Annotated in this window: 24 protein-coding genes; 13 read left to right on the forward strand and 11 right to left on the reverse strand. The window is 59.4% G+C overall.

Going from position 1 to position 24,480, the window contains the following annotated elements:
• Positions 1–3 precede the first annotated feature (3 nt).
• From ABI796_RS19810 to ABI796_RS19825, 4 genes are all read right to left on the reverse strand, one after another.
• Positions 4–969 (reverse strand): GDP-L-fucose synthase, encoded by a 966-nt coding sequence (locus ABI796_RS19810; RefSeq protein WP_141284396.1) that lies wholly within the window; start codon positions 967–969, stop codon positions 4–6.
• Positions 966–2,003 (reverse strand): GDP-mannose 4,6-dehydratase, encoded by a 1,038-nt coding sequence (gene gmd / locus ABI796_RS19815; RefSeq protein WP_141284398.1) that lies wholly within the window; start codon positions 2,001–2,003, stop codon positions 966–968. The genes ABI796_RS19810 and gmd overlap by 4 nt, the downstream gene beginning before the upstream one ends.
• Positions 2,004–2,050: 47 nt before the next feature.
• Positions 2,051–3,277, reverse strand: a complete 1,227-nt coding sequence (locus ABI796_RS19820) for a glycosyltransferase family 4 protein (RefSeq protein WP_141284400.1) — start codon at positions 3,275–3,277, stop codon at positions 2,051–2,053.
• A gap of 61 nt (positions 3,278–3,338) precedes the next feature.
• A complete protein-coding gene (locus tag ABI796_RS19825) occupies positions 3,339–3,584 on the reverse strand; it encodes a hypothetical protein (RefSeq protein ID WP_141284401.1) in 246 nt (81 codons plus the stop codon).
• 518 nt (positions 3,585–4,102) lie between these two features.
• Between ABI796_RS19825 and ABI796_RS19830 the strand changes: the two genes are divergently transcribed.
• The 9 genes from ABI796_RS19830 (at position 4,103) to ABI796_RS19870 (ending at position 13,986) form a co-directional block, all read left to right on the forward strand.
• Complete coding sequence (locus tag ABI796_RS19830; protein ID WP_246095838.1) at positions 4,103–4,759, forward strand: DapH/DapD/GlmU-related protein; 657 nt, start codon at positions 4,103–4,105, stop codon at positions 4,757–4,759.
• Positions 4,756–6,081, forward strand: a complete 1,326-nt coding sequence (locus ABI796_RS19835; RefSeq protein ID WP_141284403.1) for a hypothetical protein — start codon at positions 4,756–4,758, stop codon at positions 6,079–6,081. The genes ABI796_RS19830 and ABI796_RS19835 overlap by 4 nt, the downstream gene beginning before the upstream one ends.
• A gap of 29 nt (positions 6,082–6,110) precedes the next feature.
• On the forward strand, positions 6,111–7,445 hold the full coding sequence (locus ABI796_RS19840) for a lipopolysaccharide biosynthesis protein (protein WP_170224943.1): 1,335 nt from the start codon (positions 6,111–6,113) through the stop codon (positions 7,443–7,445).
• 97 nt (positions 7,446–7,542) lie between these two features.
• A complete protein-coding gene (locus ABI796_RS19845) occupies positions 7,543–8,328 on the forward strand; it encodes a hypothetical protein (RefSeq protein ID WP_141284407.1) in 786 nt (261 codons plus the stop codon).
• Positions 8,329–8,360: 32 nt separating this feature from the next.
• Positions 8,361–9,608, forward strand: a complete 1,248-nt coding sequence (locus ABI796_RS19850; RefSeq protein ID WP_170224945.1) for a glycosyltransferase family 4 protein — start codon at positions 8,361–8,363, stop codon at positions 9,606–9,608.
• Positions 9,598–10,689, forward strand: a complete 1,092-nt coding sequence (locus ABI796_RS19855) for a glycosyltransferase family 4 protein (protein WP_141284411.1) — start codon at positions 9,598–9,600, stop codon at positions 10,687–10,689. Before ABI796_RS19850 ends, ABI796_RS19855 begins: the two co-directional genes overlap by 11 nt.
• A gap of 7 nt (positions 10,690–10,696) precedes the next feature.
• Positions 10,697–11,296 (forward strand): glycosyltransferase, encoded by a 600-nt coding sequence (locus ABI796_RS19860; protein ID WP_170224946.1) that lies wholly within the window; start codon positions 10,697–10,699, stop codon positions 11,294–11,296.
• Entirely contained in the window at positions 11,289–12,281 is a 993-nt protein-coding gene (locus ABI796_RS19865) for a PqqD family peptide modification chaperone (RefSeq protein WP_141284415.1), read from the forward strand. Before ABI796_RS19860 ends, ABI796_RS19865 begins: the two co-directional genes overlap by 8 nt.
• A 130-nt stretch (positions 12,282–12,411) precedes the next feature.
• Entirely contained in the window at positions 12,412–13,986 is a 1,575-nt protein-coding gene (locus ABI796_RS19870; RefSeq protein WP_141284416.1) for a polysaccharide biosynthesis tyrosine autokinase, read from the forward strand.
• 159 nt (positions 13,987–14,145) lie between these two features.
• Here ABI796_RS19870 and ABI796_RS19875 read toward each other — a convergent pair whose 3' ends face one another.
• Positions 14,146–15,567, reverse strand: a complete 1,422-nt coding sequence (locus tag ABI796_RS19875; RefSeq protein WP_170224948.1) for a sugar transferase — start codon at positions 15,565–15,567, stop codon at positions 14,146–14,148.
• Positions 15,568–16,024: 457 nt separating this feature from the next.
• On the opposite strand from ABI796_RS19875, the gene ABI796_RS19880 reads away from it, so the two are divergent.
• Positions 16,025–16,684, forward strand: a complete 660-nt coding sequence (locus ABI796_RS19880) for a hypothetical protein (RefSeq protein ID WP_246095839.1) — start codon at positions 16,025–16,027, stop codon at positions 16,682–16,684.
• Positions 16,685–17,030: 346 nt separating this feature from the next.
• On the opposite strand, the gene ABI796_RS19885 is transcribed toward ABI796_RS19880, so the two are convergent.
• Together ABI796_RS19885 and ABI796_RS19890 are read right to left on the reverse strand one after the other, a co-directional pair.
• Entirely contained in the window at positions 17,031–17,582 is a 552-nt protein-coding gene (locus tag ABI796_RS19885; RefSeq protein WP_141284420.1) for a transcriptional initiation protein Tat, read from the reverse strand.
• Between the two features lie 124 nt (positions 17,583–17,706).
• Positions 17,707–18,984, reverse strand: coding sequence for a hypothetical protein (locus ABI796_RS19890; protein ID WP_141284422.1), 1,278 nt, complete (start codon positions 18,982–18,984; stop codon positions 17,707–17,709).
• A 274-nt stretch (positions 18,985–19,258) separates the two neighbouring features.
• Here ABI796_RS19890 and ABI796_RS19895 point away from each other — a divergent pair, with 274 nt between their 5' ends.
• Entirely contained in the window at positions 19,259–19,816 is a 558-nt protein-coding gene (locus tag ABI796_RS19895) for an AAA family ATPase (protein ID WP_141284424.1), read from the forward strand.
• A gap of 119 nt (positions 19,817–19,935) precedes the next feature.
• On the opposite strand, the gene dnaB is transcribed toward ABI796_RS19895, so the two are convergent.
• Positions 19,936–21,324: a replicative DNA helicase gene (dnaB, locus tag ABI796_RS19900; RefSeq protein ID WP_017197290.1), complete on the reverse strand. Its 1,389-nt coding sequence runs from the start codon at positions 21,322–21,324 to the stop codon at positions 19,936–19,938.
• A gap of 589 nt (positions 21,325–21,913) precedes the next feature.
• On the opposite strand from dnaB, the gene ABI796_RS19905 reads away from it, so the two are divergent.
• Together ABI796_RS19905 and ABI796_RS19910 are read left to right on the forward strand one after the other, a co-directional pair.
• Positions 21,914–22,384, forward strand: coding sequence for a hypothetical protein (locus ABI796_RS19905; RefSeq protein WP_141284484.1), 471 nt, complete (start codon positions 21,914–21,916; stop codon positions 22,382–22,384).
• 7 nt (positions 22,385–22,391) lie between these two features.
• The gene (locus tag ABI796_RS19910; RefSeq protein WP_141284426.1) at positions 22,392–22,967 is read left to right on the forward strand and encodes a hypothetical protein; all 576 of its coding nucleotides are present in this window, start codon (positions 22,392–22,394) and stop codon (positions 22,965–22,967) included.
• A 3-nt stretch (positions 22,968–22,970) separates the two neighbouring features.
• Here the strand turns inward: ABI796_RS19910 and ABI796_RS19915 are convergent, their stop codons facing one another.
• From ABI796_RS19915 to ABI796_RS19925, 3 genes are all read right to left on the reverse strand, one after another.
• Positions 22,971–23,315 carry a zf-TFIIB domain-containing protein gene (locus ABI796_RS19915; RefSeq protein WP_246095840.1) on the reverse strand — a complete coding sequence of 115 codons (345 nt, stop codon included), beginning with the start codon at positions 23,313–23,315 and terminating at the stop codon, positions 22,971–22,973.
• Between the two features lie 120 nt (positions 23,316–23,435).
• Positions 23,436–23,756, reverse strand: a complete 321-nt coding sequence (locus ABI796_RS19920) for a hypothetical protein (protein WP_141284430.1) — start codon at positions 23,754–23,756, stop codon at positions 23,436–23,438.
• 62 nt (positions 23,757–23,818) lie between these two features.
• The gene (locus tag ABI796_RS19925) at positions 23,819–24,445 is read right to left on the reverse strand and encodes an FMN reductase (RefSeq protein ID WP_141284486.1); all 627 of its coding nucleotides are present in this window, start codon (positions 24,443–24,445) and stop codon (positions 23,819–23,821) included.
• Positions 24,446–24,480 lie beyond the last annotated feature (35 nt).

Here is a 24,480-nt window from a genome sequence, read left to right on the forward strand (position 1 = left end):
AGGCTAGTCCCTGAGGCCATTGCGGTTCGCCCTGTACCAGGCGTAGGTGGACTCGATCCCGTCCTGCAAGGAGATGCGCGCGGTCCAACCGAGCGCCTCCAGTTTTCCCACATCCATCAGCTTGCGGGGCGTCCCATCAGGTTTCGTAGCATCCCACCTCAGTGCGCCCTCATAGCCGATGGTGCCGGCAATGAGGCCGGCTAGCTCTTTGATGGTCATGTCCGCGCCCACGCCAACATTGACATGCTGCGGACCATCGTAGTTTTCAAGGAGGTGCAGACAGGCATCAGCCAAATCGTCCACGTGAAGGAATTCGCGACGCGGCGCGCCTGTTCCCCAGTTGGTTACTGACTTGTCTCCCCGAACCCTGGCCTCGTCCAAGCGGCGGATCAGGGCGGGCAAAACATGGGAGCCTTGGGCCGAAAAGTTGTCTCCGGGGCCGTACAGGTTGGTAGGCATCGCTGAAATCCACGGCAAGCCATACTGCTTTCGCATGGCTTGGACCTGCATGATTCCCGAGATTTTGGCTATCGCGTAAGCGTCGTTGGTTTCCTCCAATGGTCCCGTCAGAAGGTACTCCTCCTTGAGGGGCTGGGGTGCCAGCTTGGGGTAGATGCATGATGATCCCAGGAACAGCAGCCGTTCAACCCCGTATTCCTGGGCAGCATCCATCACATTGACCTGAATCCGGATATTTTCGCTCAGGAAATCAACCGGGTACGTCTTGTTCGCAAGAATGCCGCCAACCTTGGCTGCGGCTAATGCCACGTATCTGGGCCTCTCCTCTGCGAAGAAGGCAAACACAGCGGCGCGATCCTTGAGGTCCATTTCCTTGGATGTTCTCCCGATGGTGTTCGTGAAACCCTCCGCCGAGAGCTTCCGCCACAAGGCAGATCCCACCAGGCCCCCATGCCCTGCAACATAGAAGGGGGAGGATCGATCAAGCCGCCCGGGAGTGAAGGGTGTCATCCGGCGAGAGCCTTCCACGTTTGCAAATCGACGGAGTCGATCCACGGGTTTCCTCCGTGCTGCAAAGCTTCCATGTCAGCGTCCACCATGAGGCGAGCCAGCTCAGGAGTCCTGACAGTGGGTTCCCAGTTCAGCTTTTCCTTGGCTTTGGAGTAATCACCAATGAGTGCTTCAACTTCTGTGGGACGAAGATAGCGCTCATCAAAGCGCACGTGGTTTTCCCAGTTCAAGCCGGCATGCTCAAAAGCGTTTTCAAGAAAGTCCTTGACGGTATAGCCCTCGTTTGTCGCCAGAACGTAGTCGTCAGGCTCGTCCACCTGAAGCATGCGCCACATGCCCTCTACGTATTCCGCGGCGTAACCCCAGTCGCGGATAGCCTGAAGGTTCCCCATGTACAGCTCGGACTGTTTGCCGGCCTTGATGGCGGCGACAGCCCGCGTGATTTTGCGGGTCACGAACGTCTCGCCCCGACGAGGCGATTCGTGATTGAAAAGAATGCCGTTGACGGCGAACATGCCGTAAGCCTCCCGGTAGTTCTTTGTCATCCAGTAGCTGTAGACCTTTGCTGCGCCGTAGGGAGAACGGGGATAGAAAGGCGTGGCCTCATCCTGGGGCGGCGGGGTAGCGCCGAACATTTCGGACGAGGATGCCTGATAGAAGCGGGTTTCGATTCCAGCCATACGCACAGCTTCCAGAAGACGGGTTGTACCAATTCCAGTGGTGTTACCCGTGTGCTCGGGTTCGTCGAAGGAAACCCTCACATGCGACTGGGCCCCAAGGTTGTAGACCTCGTCGGGACGGATATCAGCCAGAAGCGTCACCAGACGGGCACCGTCGGACAGGTCTCCGTAGTGGAGAAAGAGGCGTGCTTTGCTGTTATGCGGGTCCACGTAGAGGTGGTCGATGCGGGAGGTGTTGAAGGTGGAAGAGCGGCGGATCAATCCATGCACCTCATAGCCTTTGGAGAGCAAAAGTTCGGCAAGGTACGAGCCGTCCTGTCCCGTGATTCCTGTGATGAGCGCTTTCTTGACCAAAGTTCTTCTTTCCTTTTTTCGTACAGATGGTTGAGGTAATTCCCGTGTCAGTGCGGTCGCTTCAGCGAGGCCAGATCGCTCAACCACTCGACGTAGCTGCGCACAGCTACCTCTTCGCTGAGAACCTTGTCGCTGTATTGCCGGCCGGCAGCTCCAAAACTCTCGGCGGAACCAGGGTTTGAGCGGAGGCGTTCGATGGCGGCCACCAGATCCGTGGGTGATCCGGAGTCAGCCCGGATGCCTGCCCCCGCCGTCGACAACTCGTGTGCCGTTGCACTGTCTGCCTCCGTTGCGGCGATAATCGGAAGGCCGGTCACGAAGTAACTTGTCAGCTTGCTCGGCACGGACATTTCCCTGACACCCGGACGCTCATTGACGAGCAGCACATCAGCCGATCGGAGCGCCTCCGAGTAGTCGCGGTCCGGAAGCGGCTCCAAGAACTGCAGCCGGTCGATTCCCGCGCCTTTCGATTCGAGGGTGCGCCGTTGATTGCCGTTGCCCAGCAAGACAAAACGGACATCGCTTCCGCTCCGGCCTGCCAGGCGTGCAGTATCAATCACGTTCTCCAGCCCCTGTTTGACCCCCATGTTTCCCGCGTGAAGTGCCACAAAATCTGTCGCCGCCCAGCCGAGCCGCTGACGGGCAGCTGATCTGTCAAAAGAATGGTGGTGTTGAACGTGGGTCCAGTTCCTGATCACACGCACCCGATGCGCGGAAACCCCCAGATCAGTGATGACGTGGTCCCTGAAACGTTCGTGAATCACGGTCACTCCATCCGCGGCGTTCAAGATCGCGGATTCAAGGCGCTTCATGAGTGAGGCCAGCGGCGAACGCGCAGGGCCCGTTTCCTCGACTCCCTTGCTGTAGAGATCTTGAACCCAGATGCCAACGGGTACCCGGAAAATCCGTGCCCTAAGAATGGCGAACGCCGCGGAGAAAAGGGCGGGGCTGACTACGAGAACCACATCGGGGCGGTCCCAGCGTGAAAGCATGGTGCGGACCCCGAAAGTAACTTCCATAAGAAGACGGCCAAGTCCGTTGGGCCGGCTCGGGACGCTGGACCTAAGGCGTTTGACGGCAACGCCGGCCAGATTCTCCTCCATGGATAGGCCGTTGTAGCCGTCCTGAATCTTCCATTCGGGATAGTGCGGATAGCCTGTCAAAACTTTGACGGAGACCCCACGCCGCGTCAGCCCTTGCGCGAGTTTGCTGGTGTATGGGGCGTTTCCGCTGCGTTCCGGGGCGTAGTTCAAGCCTACGATCAGCGCTTTCATAAACCATCACCGCTCCGGAGCGGATCCCGCGCACCAGCCCGGGGCAGAGCAGGCTTGTTCATCACAGGGATGCCAGGGGCCACTGGCCAAGCAGCATCGGCCCGAACAGGGTGACAATATGCCCCATGACGATTCCCGCGATCAATGCGGTGCGTCGTCTCTTTCCACCACCCTTGGAAGAGGGCTCGGCAGCGATCGCCCGATCAAACCAAATGGGGTGGCTTTGAGCCCCCGGTTTCTGCTCCGGGGCATGGGCCTGACTCGTCATCGATGGTGAACAAGCAGGCGCCCGCGTCGTGGTGTCCATATGTCTTCAGCCTTCTGTCATTCGGATACCAGTCGATTGTGGTTGGGCTCATACGCCCCCTAGAGCTGAAGGGCCCAAGTTTCTCAGTGGTAGGACCGTCTGAAAGCTAATCGAGGCCTGCCCGAAACCGCCGGCCATCTCACTCTCTCCGTGGAGATCAACCTGACTTAGGTATGGCTGCCGAGGACATCTGCGTGTAGCGGAAAAGCGAGGCAAATTCGTAAGGCGACACAAAGGTCAAGATCAAGAAGAGGCCATCCCAGACCTTCCAAACGTGGCTCCGGTGGCAACCGCTCCCTGATACGCAGAAGGTAGTCAAGCCCCTACGCAATAGCGGCGGACCTCCACGGAGGGCCTCAAAGGCGGCTGTGGGAAAACCCCCGTTGGAAACCGAAAATTCCGCCTCGGTTGTCCTTGCACATGGACGCAGCGTGGGGCGCCACCACGGAGAAGTTGCGGCTGTCCGGGTCTAGGGGGTGCCCGACCCCACAAGAATCATTGCGTATCCGAAAGACAGAATGGCGAGGACAAATGGACACCACCACGAGGACGCTGGCTGGTTCAGCATCGGCCCGAAGCCACGCCCATACCTTGGCACTCCGCCGAGGATGAACCGGTTGCATCTGGCCGGGTTCACCGGTGCCGGCTACAACAAGGGCCGCGGATTACTCTGGCAGGCGGCCTGGTTCGCCGTTCAAAATCTTGTCTTCAGCGCGTGGTGGTGCCCGTCTTTTCTGCGCGTACAAATCCTCAGAGCTTTCGGTGCCTCTGTTGGACGGGGTGTGAAAATCCGTCACGGCGTAAAAATCCATTGGCCGTGGAAGCTGTCGCTGGGTAATGACGTATGGATTGGCGTCGACGCCTGGATCCTCAACCTTGAGCCGGTAACAGTCGGTTCCGATTGCTGCCTTTCTCAAGGCGTGTTCATTTGCACCGGCAGCCATGCATTTGACTCACCGACCTTTGAGTTTGATAACGCTCCGATCGTCGTTGGTGACGGGAGCTGGATTGGCGCCCGGGCAACAGTGCTGCGGGGAGTGAACATCGGCACTTCATGCTTGGTGGGAGCTGGCGCCCTGGTAGTGAAGGACGTACCCGGTGGTACGCGGCTGCTGGCATCGGCGGCAACCACTGGAGCTGCACGGCCGGGCAAGGATGACGGAGAGCCGCGTTGAGTACGCTGATCGTCTGGATAGGACTCAGCCTGGTCTTCAGCGCCGTCTTCATACGTCGGATACAGATCGTTTTGGCTGCCGTCATCGTGATACGAATCCTGGTTCCGGGTGTGGTTCAGAACGAAGTCATGCCTGGGCTGCACCCGTCCACTTACCTGTTTCTGTGCTTCATTCTCATCCAGGGGGCATTTGCCCCAAGGATTTTCGGACAGGCGATCCGTTCTGCCGGTGCTTGGCCGCAGATAGTTCTCGCCGCCATCGCGGCAGTCATGATGACCGACGTCGGAAACCCCGGCAGTGCTGGACTACTGGACACTACGATGTTCATTGTAGGGATCGTATGGGCCCCCTACTACGTCTTCGTGTTCATGCGGTATTCAATCCGCTCAATACCCGGTGCCGGAAAAGCCTACCTGGTGACGTTTGCGCTCCTGGCCCTCACGGAGGCCGTACTATCCCAGGTCCAGGTGGCAACTGGCCGACCGGTAGTTTGGGAAAGCGACTTCTCAAAGATCTGGTTGACGGGCACGGTTTCCGAGCTTGGTGCCGCAATTGGAACTTTTGGGCACGGCATCCAAGTCGGTGTCTTTTTTGCTGCCACCATGCCGCTCCTTGCCTTGATCAAATCGATGCTGCTGCGCTTCACGTTGGCGGCAGGCCTCCTCGTTACAGTGCCGCTTGCCTACGGGCGCATGGGCCTGATTCTCACAGTGGTCGGGTTCATGTTCCTGGTGGTGATCGGAGGACGAAAACTCCTTCGCAGCATCCTTTTCGCTGCTGTTGTACTCGCAGCCCTTCTCGTCAGCATCCAAGGTGTCGCAGGCGAGAAGCTCCTGCTCAAGTTCGAGGACGACAACGGCTCCGCGGCGCTCAGAGTGGCTGCTTTCGATTGGTTTTGGGAGCACACAGCAGAATTCTTTGTTGGCGGATATCCCGGGGGCAGGGATCTCAAAGGTGAGGGCACCCTTGGCTCCAGCCTTGAAAACGGCTACTTCATGATGGCCCTCATGTTCGGAATTCTGGCTGTAGTTGCATTCTTCATTTTCATGGTGTGCCTCCTTTTCAGTCAGTTGGATATCAAGGGAAGGGACAGCTGGCCCGGCGCCGCGGCCGCGGCCCTGATCATCGTGGCCATCAACGGCTACAGTTCCATCGGCGGGAACTCCATCGATATCCACCTCTTCTGGTTCGTCCTCGCGATGGCGAGCTACCGTTCCTTCCGCAGTCCTCATCCGAGGGACGAGCCCCGCACGGTTTCGTCGCCAAACAGCACCGCACCCGTGGAGGCATTGGGACTTCGCGTGGGTCAGGTATCAGCGTGATGAGAAGCGAAAAAGGCCTGAAAAGCGGCTTGATCACCAGTGCAAAGGAAAGCCACGGACAACGAATTTTCTACGCAATTGCCGGGGCGGCAGTAACCCCACTCATGTCCCTGGCTACGGCTCCGATTTTGGCTCAGTCCCTGGGTGTCTTGGGCCGTGGAGAACTCGCCGCTGGTATGGCCCCCATGCTTTTTGCGGTAGCCGTCGGCGCACTGGGAATCCCGGAGGCACTCACGTTTCATGTAGCCAGGCATGCTGGGGGCGCGCGAAAGGTGCTCAAACGCGCCTTTTGGATTCTTACGTTCCTGGGTATGTCTACAGCCGCAATCGTTGCCCTGAGTGCCTCACTTCTCTCCGATGGCAATACCGATATTGAGCAACTCATCTTTATCACCGCCATCCTTACCGTTCCTACGTTCTGGGCGTCAGTGCCCAACAGCGTGCTGGCCGGGAATCATCAGTGGAAGCAAGCAGCCAGGATTGACCTGTGCCTGGCGGCAGTGCGTCTGCTTGTCCTGTCCGTCTTCGCTATGGCCTCTTTGCTGACCCCCTTGACGGCGATGATGGTGATGCTAGGCATCCCCCTGATAAAGGGCATCGTGATGTTGCCGTACCTCTTTGCCTACATACGGGAAAGAAGAAACCTCCCCCCTGCCAGAGCGCGCCTCATCAATTATGGAAGTCGCCTGTGGGCGGGATCCCTGGCAGGCATCGTGCTTCTCCGACTTGACCAGCTTCTTATGGTCCCCTTCGGCAACGCTGCGCAATTGGGACTCTACGTGGTGGCTGTCAGTCTGGGCGAGATCCCTGCTCTACTTTCCGGCGCCGTCCGCAACGTCGTCTTCTCTTCCGATGCTGAGAGCTCGCACCGGCCTGAGGATCAGGACCGTCTGCAACAGACCGCACGTTTGACGTCGGCCGCCACGGCCCTCGGCAGCCTGGGAATCGGCGTCGCTCTTCCCTGGGCGGTTCCGTTGCTCTTTGGAGATTCATTTGCAGCCGCAGTCGCAGTTTCCTGGGTGATTCTTGCGGGTGTGGCCCTGGGAACCCCCGGTTCCATAGCGGGCGCCGGTCTCAGCGCACGTGGCCGGCCCGGGCTGCGAAGTATCGGCATGGTCATTGGAGCTGTGCTCAACACCGCCATTCTTCTGGCGACCGTGCCCGTCCTGGGTGCGATGGGAGCCGCTCTGGCCACCCTGGCCGGAAGCATCGTGGCCGGCACCATGAACATCGTGTGGCTAAGGGCGCATTTTGGAATGCCGATGCGCGGTTTCTTCGGGCTAAGAGGCGCGGATTTTCAACTCATTCTCACAGGAATTTCAAAAATGACAGGAAAGAAGAGAGTACATGCCGCTTCCAAGTAATCCAGGGCCGCAGCTTGCCTTGGACAGTGCTCTGCCGAGAATTCCGCGGCTTGTGTACAAGGCGCGTCTCATCAGCAGCCTGAGGCTACGCAACCGCTTGAGCCGAAAGAAGGTGACGGGGTCAGCGGACGTCGTGGTGAGTATGACTTCCTATGGCCGCCGGTTAGGAATCGTTGCCCATGCTCTGGAGTCCATCGCCGCAGGTTCGGTGCGTCCGGCCCGGATGATCCTGTGGGTCAACGAGCCGGATTTCGAAGTAGCAAAGTACCCCATGCTCCAGCGTCTTCAGCGCAGAGGATTGGAGATTCTCCGATGCGAGGACTTTGGGCCTCATAAGAAGTACTTTCCCTATTGCCGGGAGTTCGCCCGCGATGATATGAACCTCGCTTTGGCCGACGATGATCTGATGTACCCGCGGCGTTGGCTTGAAATCCTCCTCAGCGCGTCCGGGGCAGTCCAGGAGATTCCTGCTTACCGAGCGCACCGCATGAGAACTGATGTTGCGCACAGCACCCTGGAAAATTACAACTCCTGGACGCCGGCCCCCACTGGTTCCACAAGCCATGCCAATTTCCTCACGGGTGGAGCAGGAGTGCTTTTGCCTCCGCGGCTACAGTCAGCCATACGGGAAGCAGGAACTTCGTTCCGGGAGGTGGCTCCCCGGGCGGACGATATTTGGCTCAATGCCTTGGCAATCCGGCATGGCTACCGACGCCGGGTGGTCGCCGCGCAAGGACAGCACCTCACCATGTATCCCCGTTCGCAGAGAGAGGCCCTTCACAGCGAAAATGTGGAAGGTGGCCGCAATGACCTGCAGATCGCTGCGGTCTTTGGCCCGCGTGACATCGCCGTCATCAGCAGCGACATCACCAACACGCCATGAAACTACCCACACCAAACGCATCCCAAGGCCCCATGGAAACCGTACTGGTCCACCCCTTCGGGAACGAGAATGTCCGTCAGACACTTACTGCGCTGAGCGAGCACAGCCAACTGTCTGCTTTTGTCACTTCGATTGGTTGGACAGATCCGGAGGCATTGTCATGGCTTCATCCCGCAAGGTCGCTGGTTGAACGGCGGCTGTTTCCGATGGTTGGGAACAGCCAGCTGCACGTCACTCCCGCCAGCGAACTGGTCCGCAATCTTCTTCTGCGCGCACAGCCAGCGGCTGTACGACGGCTTGGCTCGGCGTCAGGTCCACTCTCCGCGCACTGGGTGGCCGAGAAGGTTGAAAGCAAAGCCATCAAAGCTCTCAACCGACGGAATCAACCCATGTCCGTCTACGGATACTCAACCTTCGCGTCTCGAGTGTTCAAGGCGGCCAGAGGACGCGGCATGGAAACCATCCTGGAAGTACCGCACGTTCACTGGGCCACCACCAGAAGCTGGGCCGGCCAACTCGAAAGCCTGTCACCTGGCTGGGCAATAACAGCACGGCGGGACATGATCCGGAGCAAGGTCCATGTCATGGAGGACGTTGAGCTCGGATTGGCAACCAGACTCATCTCACCTTCGGCCCAGGTTACCAAGAGCCTTCGTAAGGCCGGCGTGGACAGCGAAATCACTGAGATTCCCTACGGGTGCCCCGATGTTGAGCCCGGGCAGACTCCGCTGAGGTGGGACGGCAGCGGGCCGCTAAAAGTGTTGTTTGTGGGCCGGATCGTGGGAATGAAAGGGATCGCGGACGTGGTGGCAGCGGCCAAGGCACTCTCTCCCGCCGTGCACGTTACTGCCATTGGCCAACTACCAGGTGAGACTTTCCCTGCACTGGAGGACATGCTCGCAACGGTGGATTACCGCGGGACGATGCCCAGGAGCGAAATCCTCCGCGAAATGAGGAGGCACCATGTGCTGTTGCTGCCGAGCCTTGTTGAGGGCCGTTCCCTCGCGGCCTTGGAAGGACTGAGCCAAGGCCTGCCAGCGGTAGTCACGGCCGGAAGCGGAGTGGAGGACCTTGTTTCCCAAGGTGCGGGAGCCGTTGTTGACCGGTTTGCACCTGAGCAGATCGTAGCCGAACTCCACCGCTTCCTGGACGAACCTGGACTGGTTGAAGAGCGGAGCGCCAAAGCGCTGCGAATCGCCGGATCCTCGGGATGGGGGCCATTCCGCGAAGAAACTGCGCGCTTTCTCCGGCAGGTTGGGAGTGGTTTCCGTGGCCAATGACCATCAAGCACAACAACGGGCACTGCGAATCGCTTTGGTAGCGCACGTGTTCCACCCGAGCGTCGGAGGAGTGGAAATTACCTCCGACATCCTGGCGCGGGGGTTCATGCGGCATGGTGCCGAAGTTACAGTCATCACCAACACACCTGACAGCCGCCCGCCGACGCGGACTTTCCCTTACGACGTCGTCCGGCGACCCTCACCGTGGCGCCTGCTGGCGCTGGTGAACAGAGCCGACGTCGTTTTTCACAACAACCCGGCCATCTCACTGTGGTGGCCGCTACCCCTGGTCCGCACGCCGTGGATGGTCGCCCTCAGAATGTGGGTGACTATGCCCGGGCAAGTACTGTCAGGCTTCCAGCGGCTTAAGTACGCCGCCAAGTACCGGATCATTGGGCGGGCCGATGTCCTTGTGGCAAACAGCAGGGTTCTGGCGAATCACGTTGAAGGTGACGTCGAAGTGATCCCGAACAGCTATCGGGATGAATACTTCTCCATCCTCGACGACGAGCTGCGCGACCCATTGGGGATCGTATTCCTGGGACGTCTCAGCCATGACAAAGGCGTTGATCTCCTGCTTCAGGCAACAGCGGATCTCGTAAGAGAGATAGACGGCGTCACCCTGACAATCGTGGGTGAGGGCAGCGAACGTGAAAGCCTTGAAGCCCTCGCCCTGGAGTGCGGTTTGGGCAACGCAGTGAGGTTTGTGGGCTCCCAAGGCCCGGAGGAAGCAAACCGGATCCTGAACCGGAATTCCATCGTGGTCATACCGAGCCGGATGCCGGAGCCTTTCGGAACTGTGGCTCTGGAGGCTGCCGCCGCGGGCTGCGTGGCGGTTTACGCGAATCACGGCGGGCTGCCGGATGCGGCCGGCGAGCAAGCAATAGGGTTCACGCCACTGGATCCGACGTCGTTGAGCGGTCACCTTAGGGCACTGCTCAACAATCCCAAGGACCTTGCCGCCCGGCAAAAAGACGCAGTTGCCCATGCGGACCGACACAGAGAGAACGTCATGGTGGACCGCTATTACGCCGCGATCAAGCGCACCTTGGCGGTGGCTGGCCGTGCCGGGAAACACTAGGAATTCGATGAACATCGTGCAGGTAGTAACGCTGGTAAGTCCGGATGGAGCCTACGGCGGCCCTGTTCGAGTTGCGCAAAACCAGTCCTCGGAGCTTTCAAGGCGTGGACATCAGGTCCAGATATTTGCCGGTGCACGCGGGGATGTTGACGAAGCATACTTTGGTCCAGGGGTGCGGACCCGGCTTTTCAAGGCCCTCCGAATCATTCCAGGAACCGGGTTCGCCGGGCTCTGCGCTCCAACTATGCTGCCGTCGCTGTGGCGGACCCTCAAGAACGCGGATGTTGTTCACCTGCACCTGGCCCGCGACTTGGTGATGCTTCCGGCCGCCCTCCTTTGCCTGGTCCGGGGCGTACCTTTTGTGGTCCAAACGCACGGAATGATCGACGAATCGGAGAAGATGCTGGCAAAGATCCTCGACAGGTTGCTGACCCTTCGTGTGCTGCGCGCCAGCCAACGATGCTTCTGGTTGACGCCCGAGGAACAGGCATCCCTTAGTGAGCTCTTGGGAGACAGTCACCGAACACTGGAACGCCTCGTCAACGGAGTGCCTCTGGCCGAAATCACCTTGGACCAGCACCCGGCAACAGCGGGGCACCATGAATAAGGACAGGAGATCCTTCGAGTTCCTTTACCTGGCCCGGCTGCATCGTCGAAAAAGGCCCACGGTGCTTGTTGAAGCTGCTGCCTTGCTGGCTACCACAAGCAATCAACCCATAGAGGTGGCTTTTGTAGGGCCGGACGAGGGCGAAGAGTCCAAAGTACGTCGGCACATTGAGGCCACGGGAACCTCGGACTGGATCCGGGTTGAAGGGCCGTTGGAACCCGGTTCCACCCTGGACCGCATGCGAAAGGCATCCGTGTACGTGTTGCCCTCAATTAACGAGCCGTTTCCCATGAGCGTCCTTGAAGCCATGTCCGTGGGAATTCCCGTCATCGTGACCGATAGTTGCGGGCTCGCCCCTTTCATTACTGAGTCAGGGGCGGGGATCGTTTCAGACTCAAGCGTGGAGGGTCTTTCGGATGCCATGCGCCGTTTTGTCGAAGAACCAGGGCTCAGGGCTTCATCGGCCCGAGCCGCCCTGGGCCTCGCGAGGGATCGATTCTCCATGTATGCAGTCACCCGTCAGCTGGAGGACGTTTATCAAAGCCTGACCGACTACACGGTTGGTGGTTCCTCCATGAAACGTCTGGGCGAAGGACCAGAAGGGCTCCCGCTGACTACTGAGAATGTGGGCCTTAATTACCTAGAACCGTCTGCGCAACCCCACGGAGACCACGCGGCGGATCAGTTCTGGCACAGAGCCAAGGCCGTGGCCGAGATCCGAGCCTTAGGCGAAGAGCGCTTGGTCGTCTTGAACTTGGAACGCGGCACGCCTCTTGTCCTTCTGGGCTCGGCCGCCGCAATCTGGGAACTGATCGATGGAACACGAACTGACAACGACATTCTCAAGGAGCTAACCCGCGCCTATTCGGGAGCAGATGAACCCTCCACGGCGCAGCAACTCCGGAATTTCCTGGCGGGGCTCTCCTCCCATGGCCTTGCCCAGAGCAAGGACAGTCCCGCTGCAGGTTCACTGGACCAGCACTGAGTCAGGCAGCTTTTTAGCTACTCAGTACTCCGCGGCAGTACCGAGACTGACACTACAAGTCTGTAATAGTACGCACCTGGCATGCATGGAGAGGACCACACAATTGCTGCAGGACGATAAACCTCAAGGGATGTCAGGAAACGACCTCCTTTCCGTAGTCCGCTCACATTGGCTCGGGATCCTTCTCATCACAGTTTTCATGGTGGGAGGCTCCTTGGGGTGGTACACCCTTCAGCCCAAGATATATTCCGCTGAATCAAGCGGCATAGTGGTCACAGCCGGCGCCGAGAACCTTGGCATGTCCCTCGCGGGAGACAACCTCGCCAAGTCCAAAGCCAAGGGCTACCAGTCCGTTGGCGAGTCCATCCTGATTGCTGAAAGCGTCATCGAGTCGTTGGGTTTGAAGGAATCGGCCCCGGACATCACACGGTCCGTCAGCGTGAGTGTCCCCCTCGATTCGGTGGAGATCCGGATCAGTGCACGTTCCTCTGATCCGCAGACTGCCCAGAATGTGGCTGATGCGTGGGTGGCGGCCTTGGCTTCGCAGGTTTACGAACTGGACAAGGGAAATGCGAGCCCCGGAACAGAGCCTGTCACCAAGATTGTCCCGCTCACCAAGGCGAGCCTTCCCTCCGCCCCCATATCGCCGCTTCTCACTGCAACCCTCGGAATTGGACTGGCCGCGGGATTGCTCATCGGTCTGGGCTACGCCATCGCCCGAAACCACTTCGATCGAAGAATTCGCGGTGCCAGCGAGATTGAACGACTCTTTGGCTTGGCAGTAGTGGGGACTTTGCCCCTGGACAAACGGTTAAGCGAAAAGTCGAGCGTATTGGAAACAACGGGAACTCACCGCGTTCCCGGTGGCCACGCCATGGCTGAAGCGTTGAGGGAACTGCGCACGAATTTGGACTTCATTGATGTAGACAACCCTCCACGAATCCTGCTGATTACCAGTTCTTTACCCTCTGAGGGCAAAAGTACCGTGACCAGCAATCTGGCTGCCACCATCGCAGCTGCAGGCAGGGATGTCATTGTTGTGGATGCTGACCTCCGCAGGCCAACAGTTCACCAGGTTTTTGGTGTGTTGCCGGATGTGGGCGTGACGGACATCCTCTCAGCCCGGGCGTCCATTGACGAGGTCCTTCAGGAATGGGGTCCGAATCCCCACCTCCGGATCCTCACCGCGGGCCGCATCCCCCCGAATCCGTCCGAGCTCCTTGGTTCACGGGCTATGGAACACCTCCTCAACGAACTGTCACAGCGAGCCATGGTCCTCATTGACGCGCCGCCACTGCTTCCTGTGACGGACGCGGCCGTGCTTTCCCGTGTTGCGGACGGCACGCTTGTGGTCGCGAGGGCGCGGAAGACTACCCGCGACACCTTGTTCCGGGCGCTGGGCAACCTCACCCGCGTTCGGGGGCGCGTCCTGGGTGTCATTCTCAACTGTGTGGCTACGAATGGACCCGGGGACGTCAACTACGGCTACTACGGGGCATATGGCAGCGCAGAAAACCCGCAGGATGACACTCCGCCCGTACCGGGCACAGTCCTGTCAGCTCCGGCCGGGGCCCTGGCAGACAACCCCGCGACTCCCTTGCCTGAACCTCGTGAGGCCTCAACATTTCTGGCTCCCGACAGCCCATGGCGTGCTCCTCAAGATGGATCCAGGGGCCGGCGCTCGGCACCTCCCAGACAGGTGTAGTGCCCAGGGGGTCGGTGAGAGTTGGAGGCAAAGATGCGGCGGCCGCGGCCTGCTGCAAATCGTCAATGTTCTCTGTGAGTAGTCATCGGCCCAAGCCAACGTCGGAGGACCACAGGGCAGTGAAAGCACCGAGTCACACCGGCCCCGTAGATCAGGCTTCTAGTAGGCGCCGTCTTTGCCGAAGACTGCTCTCACGGTTCGCAGGAGATAGATCATGTCCTGAAACATCGACCAGTTCTCTACGTAGTAGAGGTCCAGACGGATTGAATCATCCCAAGAGAGGTCGCTGCGTCCGCTGACCTGCCAAGGACCCGTCAATCCGGGTTTGACCAAGAGGCGGCGGTGGGCAAAGTCGTCGTAGGTCTCCACCTCAACGGGAAGTGGTGGCCGGGGACCCACCAAACTCATCTCGCCCCTGAGGACATTGAAGAGCTGGGGCAGCTCGTCAATGGAGTACCTTCGGATAAACCGTCCCACCTTGGTGACGCGGGGATCGTCTTTCAACTTGAAGAGGACGCCGTTGCCCTCGTTCAGTTCGGTGAGCCGGGACAACTGCTGCTCGGCATCAATCACCATGGACCGAAACTTCCACATACTGAAGACCTCACCGGAACGGCCGATGCGGGTCTGACGGAACATTGCCGGGCCGGAGCTGTCCGCTTTGACCAAAAGGGCAACGATGCACATGGGGACGGCCAGGACCATGAGTAAGACCAATGAAGCAAAGACATCCAATCCGCGCTTGGCTACGGCTTTCGGACCTTCCAGGTTAGGCGTGGTCACATGGATGAGAGGCAAACCCGCCAAGGGCTGCATGTGGATACGCGGGCCCGCAACGTCGGTCAATGCAGGAGCCATGAACATGCCGACGTCGCGGGCAGTCAAGGACCAGCCCAGTTGACGCAACGTGGGCGGGTCAACGTCTGCGCCGGATATGGCCACGGAGTCCACCGCGGCGGCTTCCACCGCGGCCAATATTGCCTCCAGATCCTTGCCCCTGCCAATGACAGGCAATTTAAGCGCCGCCGGCCAAGGCTCACCGGCGTCGGAGGTGGTCAAGTACGCTGCCACAGGCTGGTAACCCGCGGCTGGCTGCGCACGTAGTTGGCGGGCCAGATGGGCTGCACTCGGGGCCCCTCCAATGACGAGAACACGGCGGAGATGCTGGCCGGATTTCCGCCGGAGGATCAAGTCTTTCCGCAAGGCCCACCGGCCGATGAGCAGGCTGACGATGCCCAAAGGCAGGGCCACCGCTACGTAGCCTCGGGCGGTGTCCAGCTGGAATACGTAAGAGAAGATGGCTATTCCGCCAAACAACCACAGTGAAGCAGTGGTAACCCGCCGGTACTCCTCAGTGCCAAAGCCGTGGATTCGGGGCTCGCGGGTTCCCAGCGCGCCCAATGTCATCAACCACAGGACGTCCAGCACCACACTCACCAGAGGATATGGGGTCTGGACGGTTCCTATGCCCAGTGAGGGACGCTCCAAACCGAAGCGAAGGAGTTCGGCGAACGCAACAGCCCATGTAATGCACAGGAAATCAACCAGCAGCACTTTGACCCGGCCGTCATGTTCCAGCATGTCACTTGCCTGCCGCGAACCGCTCGCACTTTGGGTGGGTTTATTCATCAATGTCAACACCAAAAAATCCCATGTGGCTAGCTGATGGTTCCTGAAGGAGTGAGGTCCGAGATCCCGCTTGCATGACCGGAACAGGCAACAAAGGTTGGCATCGAGGCCTCCCGTGCCCGGCCATGTCTATTTCATCCCCGACAGAAAGCGGAGTTGCTCCGCCTGTCCGATTATGAAAGGGCCCACGACACTGTGCGATTTGGCTGCTCCCAAAGTACTAGGGCCATGGGACCAGTCCACGCGGGTCAGAACGTTCCGGTGGTCCGTCCCTGACCACTGACTCCGTGGAGAAAAAGCCACTGATACGGCGTAGCCGGGAGGCTAATTTACTCATGTGTCAGATGGACATCTACATATGGCTGGCACGGCGACAAGCCGCGGCTTGTTCATCGATCGGAGGGGCAAATTGGGAGCTATTGCATATACCTTTGATGTGGACTTCATTCACCGGAACCCGGTGCTCAACAGCGCCGTAACGTTCGAATGGGCGGGCAGTGCAAAAGCCACAACTCTTGGGAAGGTCTACAGTTCCTGGGCTTCCTTTTCACGCGATCATCCAAGAGCGGCACACTGGGTAGCATTGGATGCCTTCCTCGATGATGAAGTCCCCCTCCCGCTTAAAGTCCGCACCATTGCGGCAACCGGCCGACGCTGCATTGTGGTGGGAAGTGTGAGGTCGGCTCAACGGTCTGCGCTGGCCGCAGAAGGTGCAGTTGCAATTCTGGACGGGGACTCCACAGCTGCGGAGATCCCCCGGCAGATAGAAGCTGTGGTGGCTGGGGCAGCACCTACGCTGCCAACACAGCCCGGCGTGGGAACCAAGCTCACAGACCGTGAAATCCAGGTGCTGGAACTCTTCGCCCAACGCCGGGCGCACACAGCCTCGTCCTTGGCTGCAGGGCTCGGACTCCGTACAACCACGGTGCGGGGCCACCTCTTCCGAGGACGCCGGAAGCTGGCTGCAGCGGGCTATAAATGTGCCACACGCGGAGAGCTGGCCAATACACTTCAGCAGATTGGATACAGCCACACCGAAGCGCAATGGCATGCCGCCGGGCGTTGGTGAACGGCCACGGGATGGCACTTGCCACGTAGAGGTGCGGGATCCACCACGGAGATCATCGCGCCACGAATCAGCCGCCAAAAGTGGTAAGCAGCGGTAGCCAGGAGGAGTGTCGCCTACAGCGAGCAGTCGTATTCCGGCACTGAGAGAATCATGCAGAACATGGCCCTGTTGGGGAATGGTGTGGGCAGTGGAGGGAGTGGCCCACCAATCATCGTGACGCGATGCCACGGAAGTGCCGGGAGACTATTGGTGTTGATGCGGGCTCTACCCAAAGGCCTTAAAACACTGCAGGAACTGCCCTCCGAAGCGGGGCAGTTCCTGTTTCTGCTCCTAGTTGTTTCTGCTGCTAGTCAGACTCGGTCAATACAACACTGATGACAGACACAGTAGTGGTTCCGTTGTAGGTCACGGTCACAGACATCGTGGCAGTAGAGGGCTGCTCGCTGGAGCTGAGATTCTGTGTACTCACGGCGAAGGCAGCAACGCCATCGGCCGCCGTTACCGCCGTAACGCTACGGCTCTGATCCGATTCCGGACCGTCATTATCCGGCGCCGGGTAAGCGTAGATACCCAGAATGTCACCGTCCTCGTTCTGTCCGGAGACGGTAACGGTGACGGTGGCACCCACAACAGGGTTACCGCTCGCGTCCGTAACTTTCACCGGGAAATCGTAGGCCCGCTGATCCAGATCTTCTTCGAAGCTTCCGTAGTGGTGATCGCCCTTCCAGTTGCTGATGACGGTGCCGGTTCCAGGCATCACAACGACGGGTGGGAGCGAGGCCGCCACCGCCGGAGTTGCGGCAGCCATGGCGATGGCGGGAATGGTCCACGCCGTGCCAATAACCACTTTGCGCCGGTCAATAGTGGAACTTTTTTCTTTAACTTTATCCAGGGTCATCGTTTGCTCCTTCAAGCCGGTCAGCCCGCTAGCTGACTGAAGTAATTCTTTCGTGGAAATTGGTGCAAACGGAACTTACCACTGGACTGTTTCGCCAAATTATTTACTACGTGTTTTGTACTATTCAGGATTCACTGGTTTCCGTTGCTGAAGAATCCAGTAGAATTCCGTGGAACTTCAGTTCCTCTACGCCTTTCAGCAAATGGGATTCGTACCCTTCCGGAAGTCCAATAAGGGAAGCTATCCGCCCGGCAATGCCGTTCAGATCGCAGGGGGTGGCCAATGCGCGCCAGATTGCAGGCCCAATGCCGGTCAGCCGGACTACGCCTTGCCCGGTCATGGCGATGAGCTCCGTGCCCTGTCCGTCCGGCAGCGGAAATTCGACGGCGTCAAGAAGCTCGGCGCGCTTCAGAACCATGGACCGAACGGCATCGGGGTGCGGAAGCCCTTGGGTTGCCTGTGTGTCCTCAGCCAGTACTGACCTCCACGTCTTGGAGATGGCTGGACGTTCCAGGATGGCCGCCAGGACTGCGGCCAAGTCCCCGGCTTCGCGGTATGACACCCGAACCGCCCCACCGGTGGCGTCCAGGATTCCGCACAGGCGACTCAGTGGCCGGTTGACGTCCCCCAAGGACGAAGTATGGGGTGCCAGTTCGATGATCGCTTCAGCATGGGAAAGCGGGACCACCTTGGGATCGGCAGCATCCGGATTTCTGTCAAGCAGAACAAGCGAAGCCAGCATTGGCGCGGCTGGTGCCATCAGCAGTTCCAGGTCATCCGGGCCGACCTGTTTCTTTGGGGCGGCAGGGTCTCCAACTATGAGCGATAGTGGTTTGGCGTAGGGGACTATCCGGCCCGAAGCATCAACGCCAACGGTTTCATCCGTGATGTAGCCCAGTCCGGCCCCGAGACGCTTGGTGGCGGTGGTCTTTCCCATGCCGGAACGGCCCACAAGGGCCACTGCCCTTCCGGTCTTTTCCTCCGCCAACGCAGCACCATGCAGCATAACCAGATCACCCCGGCACTCGGTGATGCCCGCCAAGGTAACAGCGGTTGTCAGATTCGAAGCGAACTCCCTGAACGTGCCGGCGGCCACCGTTGTGGTGCCGGACGTTGAAGAGACAGTGGCCTGAAAGGGACGTTCCTGCGAGCGGCCCGACGCTGGCACGCTGATGTCCCGGGCATGAAACAACCACTCATCGGACTCATCGAGGCAGCGTGACCATACTCGCCGCAACTCCGCATAAAGGTCCGGAGTGACTCCTGCCTCCAGCACCACTGAGACAGCAGCCCCCAGAACACGGAGTTTCAGTTGGTCCCGTTCCGCAATAATTTCTGCTTTTTCTGCCGATTCGCACACCTTGGTCCATTGATGGATGCTCGCCGCAGACCCTGTGGTCATGGTTGTGTTCCTCTTCTTTAAAGTGGCCTCTACCGAAGTTCCCAGCCCTGTAAACTCTCGTAGCGCCGGGTCCGGAATTGCCTCATGGCTCATCGGCATTCTTGATTGCACCCAATAAATACCACTAAATACCCACTGACATTCAGGGCAATCCCCTGCCGTCTACGTAGAAGAGATGGAGTGCGACCACTGATGGCTAGGGGAGAAAAATAAAGTAGGGCTTTCAGCTATAACCCTGCGGAGTGGAACACCGAGGTGGTCTACAGTGTCCACCATGGCTGAACTTATTCTCTTGAACGGTCCCCCGGGAATCGGAAAATCGACTCTTGCCAAAATGTACGCGGATCAGCATTTTGGTGTCCTCAACCTTGATGTGGATCAGGTACGCTGCCTGATCGGAGGCTGGGAGGAGGACTTTCAAGCCGCCGGAAATTTGGTACGTCCGATCGCGCTCACTATGGCCGCTACGCATCTGGCGGCCGGGCATACAGTGATCATGCCGCAGTACCTCGACTCCGGGGATGAAGTTTCCCTGTTCCGGACTGCAGCGGAAAATTCAGGCGCCGGGTTTAGGGAAGTGGTTCTCATGGACAGCCGTGAGGCCTCTGTTGAAAGGTTCTTTTCCCGCAGGGACAGTCATGATCCTTGGCACGCCCGGGTTACAGCCATTGTGGAACAAGGCGGAGGCCCGCGCCTGTTGGAGTCGATGTACGAGGACCTCACCCAGGGCCTCCGCGCCCGAACATCGGCCACCACGATTTTCAGCCGCAGAGGCGAAATTGAGGAGACCTACCAGAGCCTGATGGAAGCTTTGGCGTTGGCCGATCGGTAGCACAGTAAAAGGGCCGCAGGGCGAGGTGAACTCCTCCCCCTACGACCCCTTAGTTGCAGCTATTTGATGAGTGCGGCAGCTTGGTCCATGAGGGCACCGGCGTCAATAAGAGCAACGGGCTAGAAGCCGCCTCCACCCGCCCCGGTTTCACCGGCCATGTTGGCAAAGCGTGAGTAGTGGCCCTGGAACGCAACCACGATGTCCTTGGTAGGACCGTTACGGTGCTTGGCAATGAGGATGTCCGCCTCACCGGCGCGGGGCGACTCTTTGTCATACACATCTTCACGGTGGAGCAGGATGACCATATCGGCATCCTGCTCAATGGAGCCGGATTCACGGAGGTCGGACACCATGGGGCGCTTATCCTGGCGCTGCTCGGAACCACGGTTCAGCTGCGACAAGGCGATGACCGGAACCTGAAGCTCCTTGGCAAGCAGCTTCAGGGCACGGGAGAACTCGGAGACTTCCTGCTGCCGGGACTCAACTTTTTTACCGGAGCTCATGAGCTGGAGGTAGTCGAGGATGACGAGTTTGAGGTCGTGCTGCTGCTTCAGTCGGCGGCACTTTGCACGGATCTCCATAAGGGACATGTTGGGGCTGTCATCAATGAACAGTGGAGCATCGTTCATCCGGCCCATGGTGGTAGCGATCTTGGACCACTGCTCATCCTTGATGGTGCCTTTACGGAGATCCTGGAGGCCAATGGTAGCTTCTGCGGAAAGGAGACGCATGGCGATCTCATTCCGGCCCATTTCCAAGGAAAACATGACGGTGGCCAGATTGTTCTTGATAGCGGCGGAACGGGCGAAGTCCAACGCAAAGGTGGATTTACCTACGGCGGGGCGGGCGGCGATAACAATCATCTGGCCGGGGTGGAGCCCGTGCGTCAGTTCGTCGAGTTCGTAGAAGCCGGTGGGGACACCGGTCATACCTTCGCCGCGGTGACCGGAAGCCTCGATCTCGTCCACGGTGGATTCCATGACGTCCTTCAACGCCACATAGTCCTCGGCAGTGCGCTTTTCAGCCACCGCGTACACCTCGGCCTGGGCCTGGTTGACGAGGTCTTCCACTTCGCCGTCCTGGCCATAGCCCATCTGGACGATCTTGGTACCGGCGTTAACAAGGCGCCGCAGCACCGCACGCTCCGCAACGATCTCCGCGTAGTAACCGGCATTGGCCGCTGTTGGGACCGTCTGAATGAGTTCGTGGAGGTACGCGGGCCCGCCGATCCGGTTGATTTCACCGCGCTTTGTCAGCTCGTCCGAGACGGTGACGGCGTCAGCGGGTTCGCCGCGGCCGTAAAGATCAATGATGGACTCATAGATGGTCTCGTGGGCGGGACGGTAGAAGTCGTGTCCTCGAACGATCTCCACGACGTCCGCAATGGCATCCTTGGACAGCATCATGCCGCCGAGCACCGACTGTTCGGCCGGGATGTCCTGGGGAGGTTTCCGGCTCGAGTCCGAAGCGCGAGAGCCCTCGATTGAGTCCAAGTGCGTAACTGACAAAGCCGTCCTCCATTTGTGTGCCGCTGCAGAGCTGTTTTCCCTGGCGGCCCGTAAAGCGCAGTATGTGGCTACGGTCCGCCTGATGCATCTCACGATCTCAGGCGGGTCCGACAGAATAAGCCGTATCCACAAGTTATCCACAGTCGATTCCGAGGATCCGTGGTAAGCGGCGACTTTTCACGGGCCCGGAAACACATTGCGGGATATCGGTGCCCAAAATGGACACTTCAGACACGTTACAGCAGGCGCTGACCACCCCCTGTGGATAACCTGTGGAATACCGACCACACGTTGTGCACAGACTGTGCGTTACCCTGTGGATAGAGAATTTCTTTTTGAGGAAATAACGCTCTGACCTGCGGAAACACTCCTCACATGCTGTGGAGGGAAGAAAGTTTTAACGGCAACTAATCCACAGCCGGCACGGCATAAACAGTCTCCCGCGTTGGGAAAATGATCCCCAACATGCCCCAAATGTGATGCATCTTACTTAAAGGGACTTAATTTGACAGCGACCTATCGGAAGCCTATGCCGAAAGTGGAATGTGCTGTGGATAACCAAGTTCTGGCATAAGCTCTAAGCATGGGGATGAACTTTGGTGACGTACTGACGATTGTCCTTCCGCTTCTTGTCCTTGTAGGCCTGCTGTGGGCGCTCACCGCGGCCTTCAAACCACGCGATACGGGTGTCTCTGACGCCGAGAGATACCAGCGCGAACTAGCGGCACGTTCAGCCGCCCACCAAGCCGCCCAGGTGCAGGAGGCGCTTGCCCTCCGGGCCCGGATCGAAGCCACCACCAAGCCGAGCCAAAATACGGCAAGCCAAAGCGAGCAGGCGCAACAACGCCGAATTCCGATTCAGGCGCAGACCGGCCCGTCCCAGGCTGCACGCCCGGGCGAGCAGCCCGCAGTGCTGCCCAATGGTCAATTGAACCCGCAGCTCGCCTTCGAGCTACAGAACCTGGTCCGTAGTGGTAAAAAGATCGAGGCCATCAAAGTCCTGCGCCAGGCCACCCACACAGATTTGCTTACTGCCAAGAACTACGTAGATCGGCTCTGACGACGCCATGGATTCCATCCTTATCCCGCTCCTGATCCTTGTTGCGGTCATAGCGGGCGTGCTCCTGCTTATTCGCTCCTTCTCCAAGCGCTCCGCCGAGAGCCAGGCCGATTTCGCTGCGGCGAATGCGCCCAAGGATCCAGTGGAGTTGGCCAAGGAGTCTGCAGCCAAGCTCAACCAGGAGCAGCACAGGCAGCTTTACTCGCTCATTGCGCAGGGGCAGGGCATGGCGGCCATCAAGCTGTACCTGCAGGCCACGGGAGAGGGCCTGCGGGCCTCGCGCAACGCCGTCGGGGCCTTGGCTGCGCATCCCCAGCCGTTCACGCCTGAAGCGCCGCCCAGGGACTTGCTGGCCGACGACGACGATGAGCCCGAACGTTTTCCCTACAGGTATAGGGCGATCGTCAGCAAGGGGGATGTCACCAGGGAAGTGAGCAGCAACATGCTCAACGACGAGATCTACGGACGCATCCGTACGCTGGCCAAAAGCGGCGATGTTGAGGGCGCGGCACTTGCCTTGACGCGCCACTCTGACATCAACATCAAGCAGGCCCGCGAATTCATTGAGCTCCTGGACGACTAAAGCCTAGAAGTCGAACAAGTCTCCCAGGAAGCCTTCCTTCTTTTTGCGCTTGCGGCCGTATTGGTCGTACCCGTCACGACGATCATTGTCCCTACGGTCGTAATCGCGCCTGTCCCTGTCGTCATACCGCGGCTGCTGAGGCCGTGACTCGAAGGGGTTGTAGATGGGCGGCGGCGCAATCGGGGGCTGCGCCGGCGCGGCTGCGGGGCGGGCCGGGATGGTTTCGGCCGCGACGCGATCAATGATCTTGTCCAACTCCCCACGATCCAGCCACACACCCCTGCACTGCGGGCAGTAGTCGATCTCCACGCCGCTTCGTTCACTCATCACCAGGTCAATGGAATCCACAGGACATTTCATGCTTGCCCCAACGATCGGACCCGCCAATAAGTTCGGGTGTATCAAAGACCGGAGTCAACCAAGCGTCGGTCAGCGTTCCGAGGCGCCGCAATCCCATGTCAGCGAGCGTCAAAAGCCGCGCCGGACCGCCGTACCGTCTGCCTGGAGGTGATTCCGCGCCCGGCGGAGAAAGCTGTCCAGCGCCTCTGCCTCCGAATCCGTGCGAAGGACGGAGAAGTCCATGATCACTGCCCGCTCATCGGTATCCCACACCCGCCAACCCAGGCCTTCGCGCTTAATCCACGAGGACCTGTCCGGACGCCCGGTTGGGCCAAACCAGTTGGCGGTGGCCAGGCGATGGGTGGCGAGGTATTCCGACACCCTGGCCAGGGTCAGGGGTTCGCCCTCCGCCAGCAACTGGTCCAGATCGTTCAGCGTTGGAGATTGCATAATCCCATCATTGGTCACAATGCGATCGAAGCCGCTCATTTCCCGCACTGAGGCACAGGGATTTACCTGCCCGCTGAGATTCCAGCCAGGAGTTGTTCAAACGGCAGCGACTCCAGAACCGGGGCCTTACGCCCGGGCTGGGGGCCGCTCAACAACTGCACGAGTTCACCCGCGGCCCGGTCCACTCGCGAGGAAAGGGGCGAGCCGCCGTCGTCGGTGTTTCCCCAGTCCTGCGGACCTGCGAAGACGCCGGTGGCCGCAATCCTGGTGCGCAGGTAGCTGAACAGCGGACGCATGGCGTAGTCGAGGACCATCTGGTGGCGGTCGGTGCCGCCCGTGGCGCCCAAGAGTACGGCCTTTCCGTCCAGCGATTTGGGGTCCAGGACGTCAATGAACGACTTGAACAGTCCGCTATAGGAGGCGCTGAAGACCGGGCTCACCGCGATGATGGCGTCGGAATCCTCGACGCCGGCAATCACGTCCGCGAGGCGGGGCGCCGCATAGCCGGTGACGAAGTTATTGGCGATGTCCACCGCGAGGTCGCGCAGTTCCACGACGTCGATCTTCACATCGAACCCGGCCACGCGCAGCTGCCGCTCGGTGGAGGCAGCCAACTGGTCGGCCAGCAGGCGGCTCGACGACGGGACGCCGAGTCCGGCGGAAAGGACGGTGATGCGGCGGGTTTCCATGGCATTCTCCTGTTGCTCGTTCATCCAGCTTACAT

Source organism: Paenarthrobacter aurescens, from assembly GCF_041549525.1.
GTDB lineage: Bacteria > Actinomycetota > Actinomycetes > Actinomycetales > Micrococcaceae > Arthrobacter > Arthrobacter aurescens.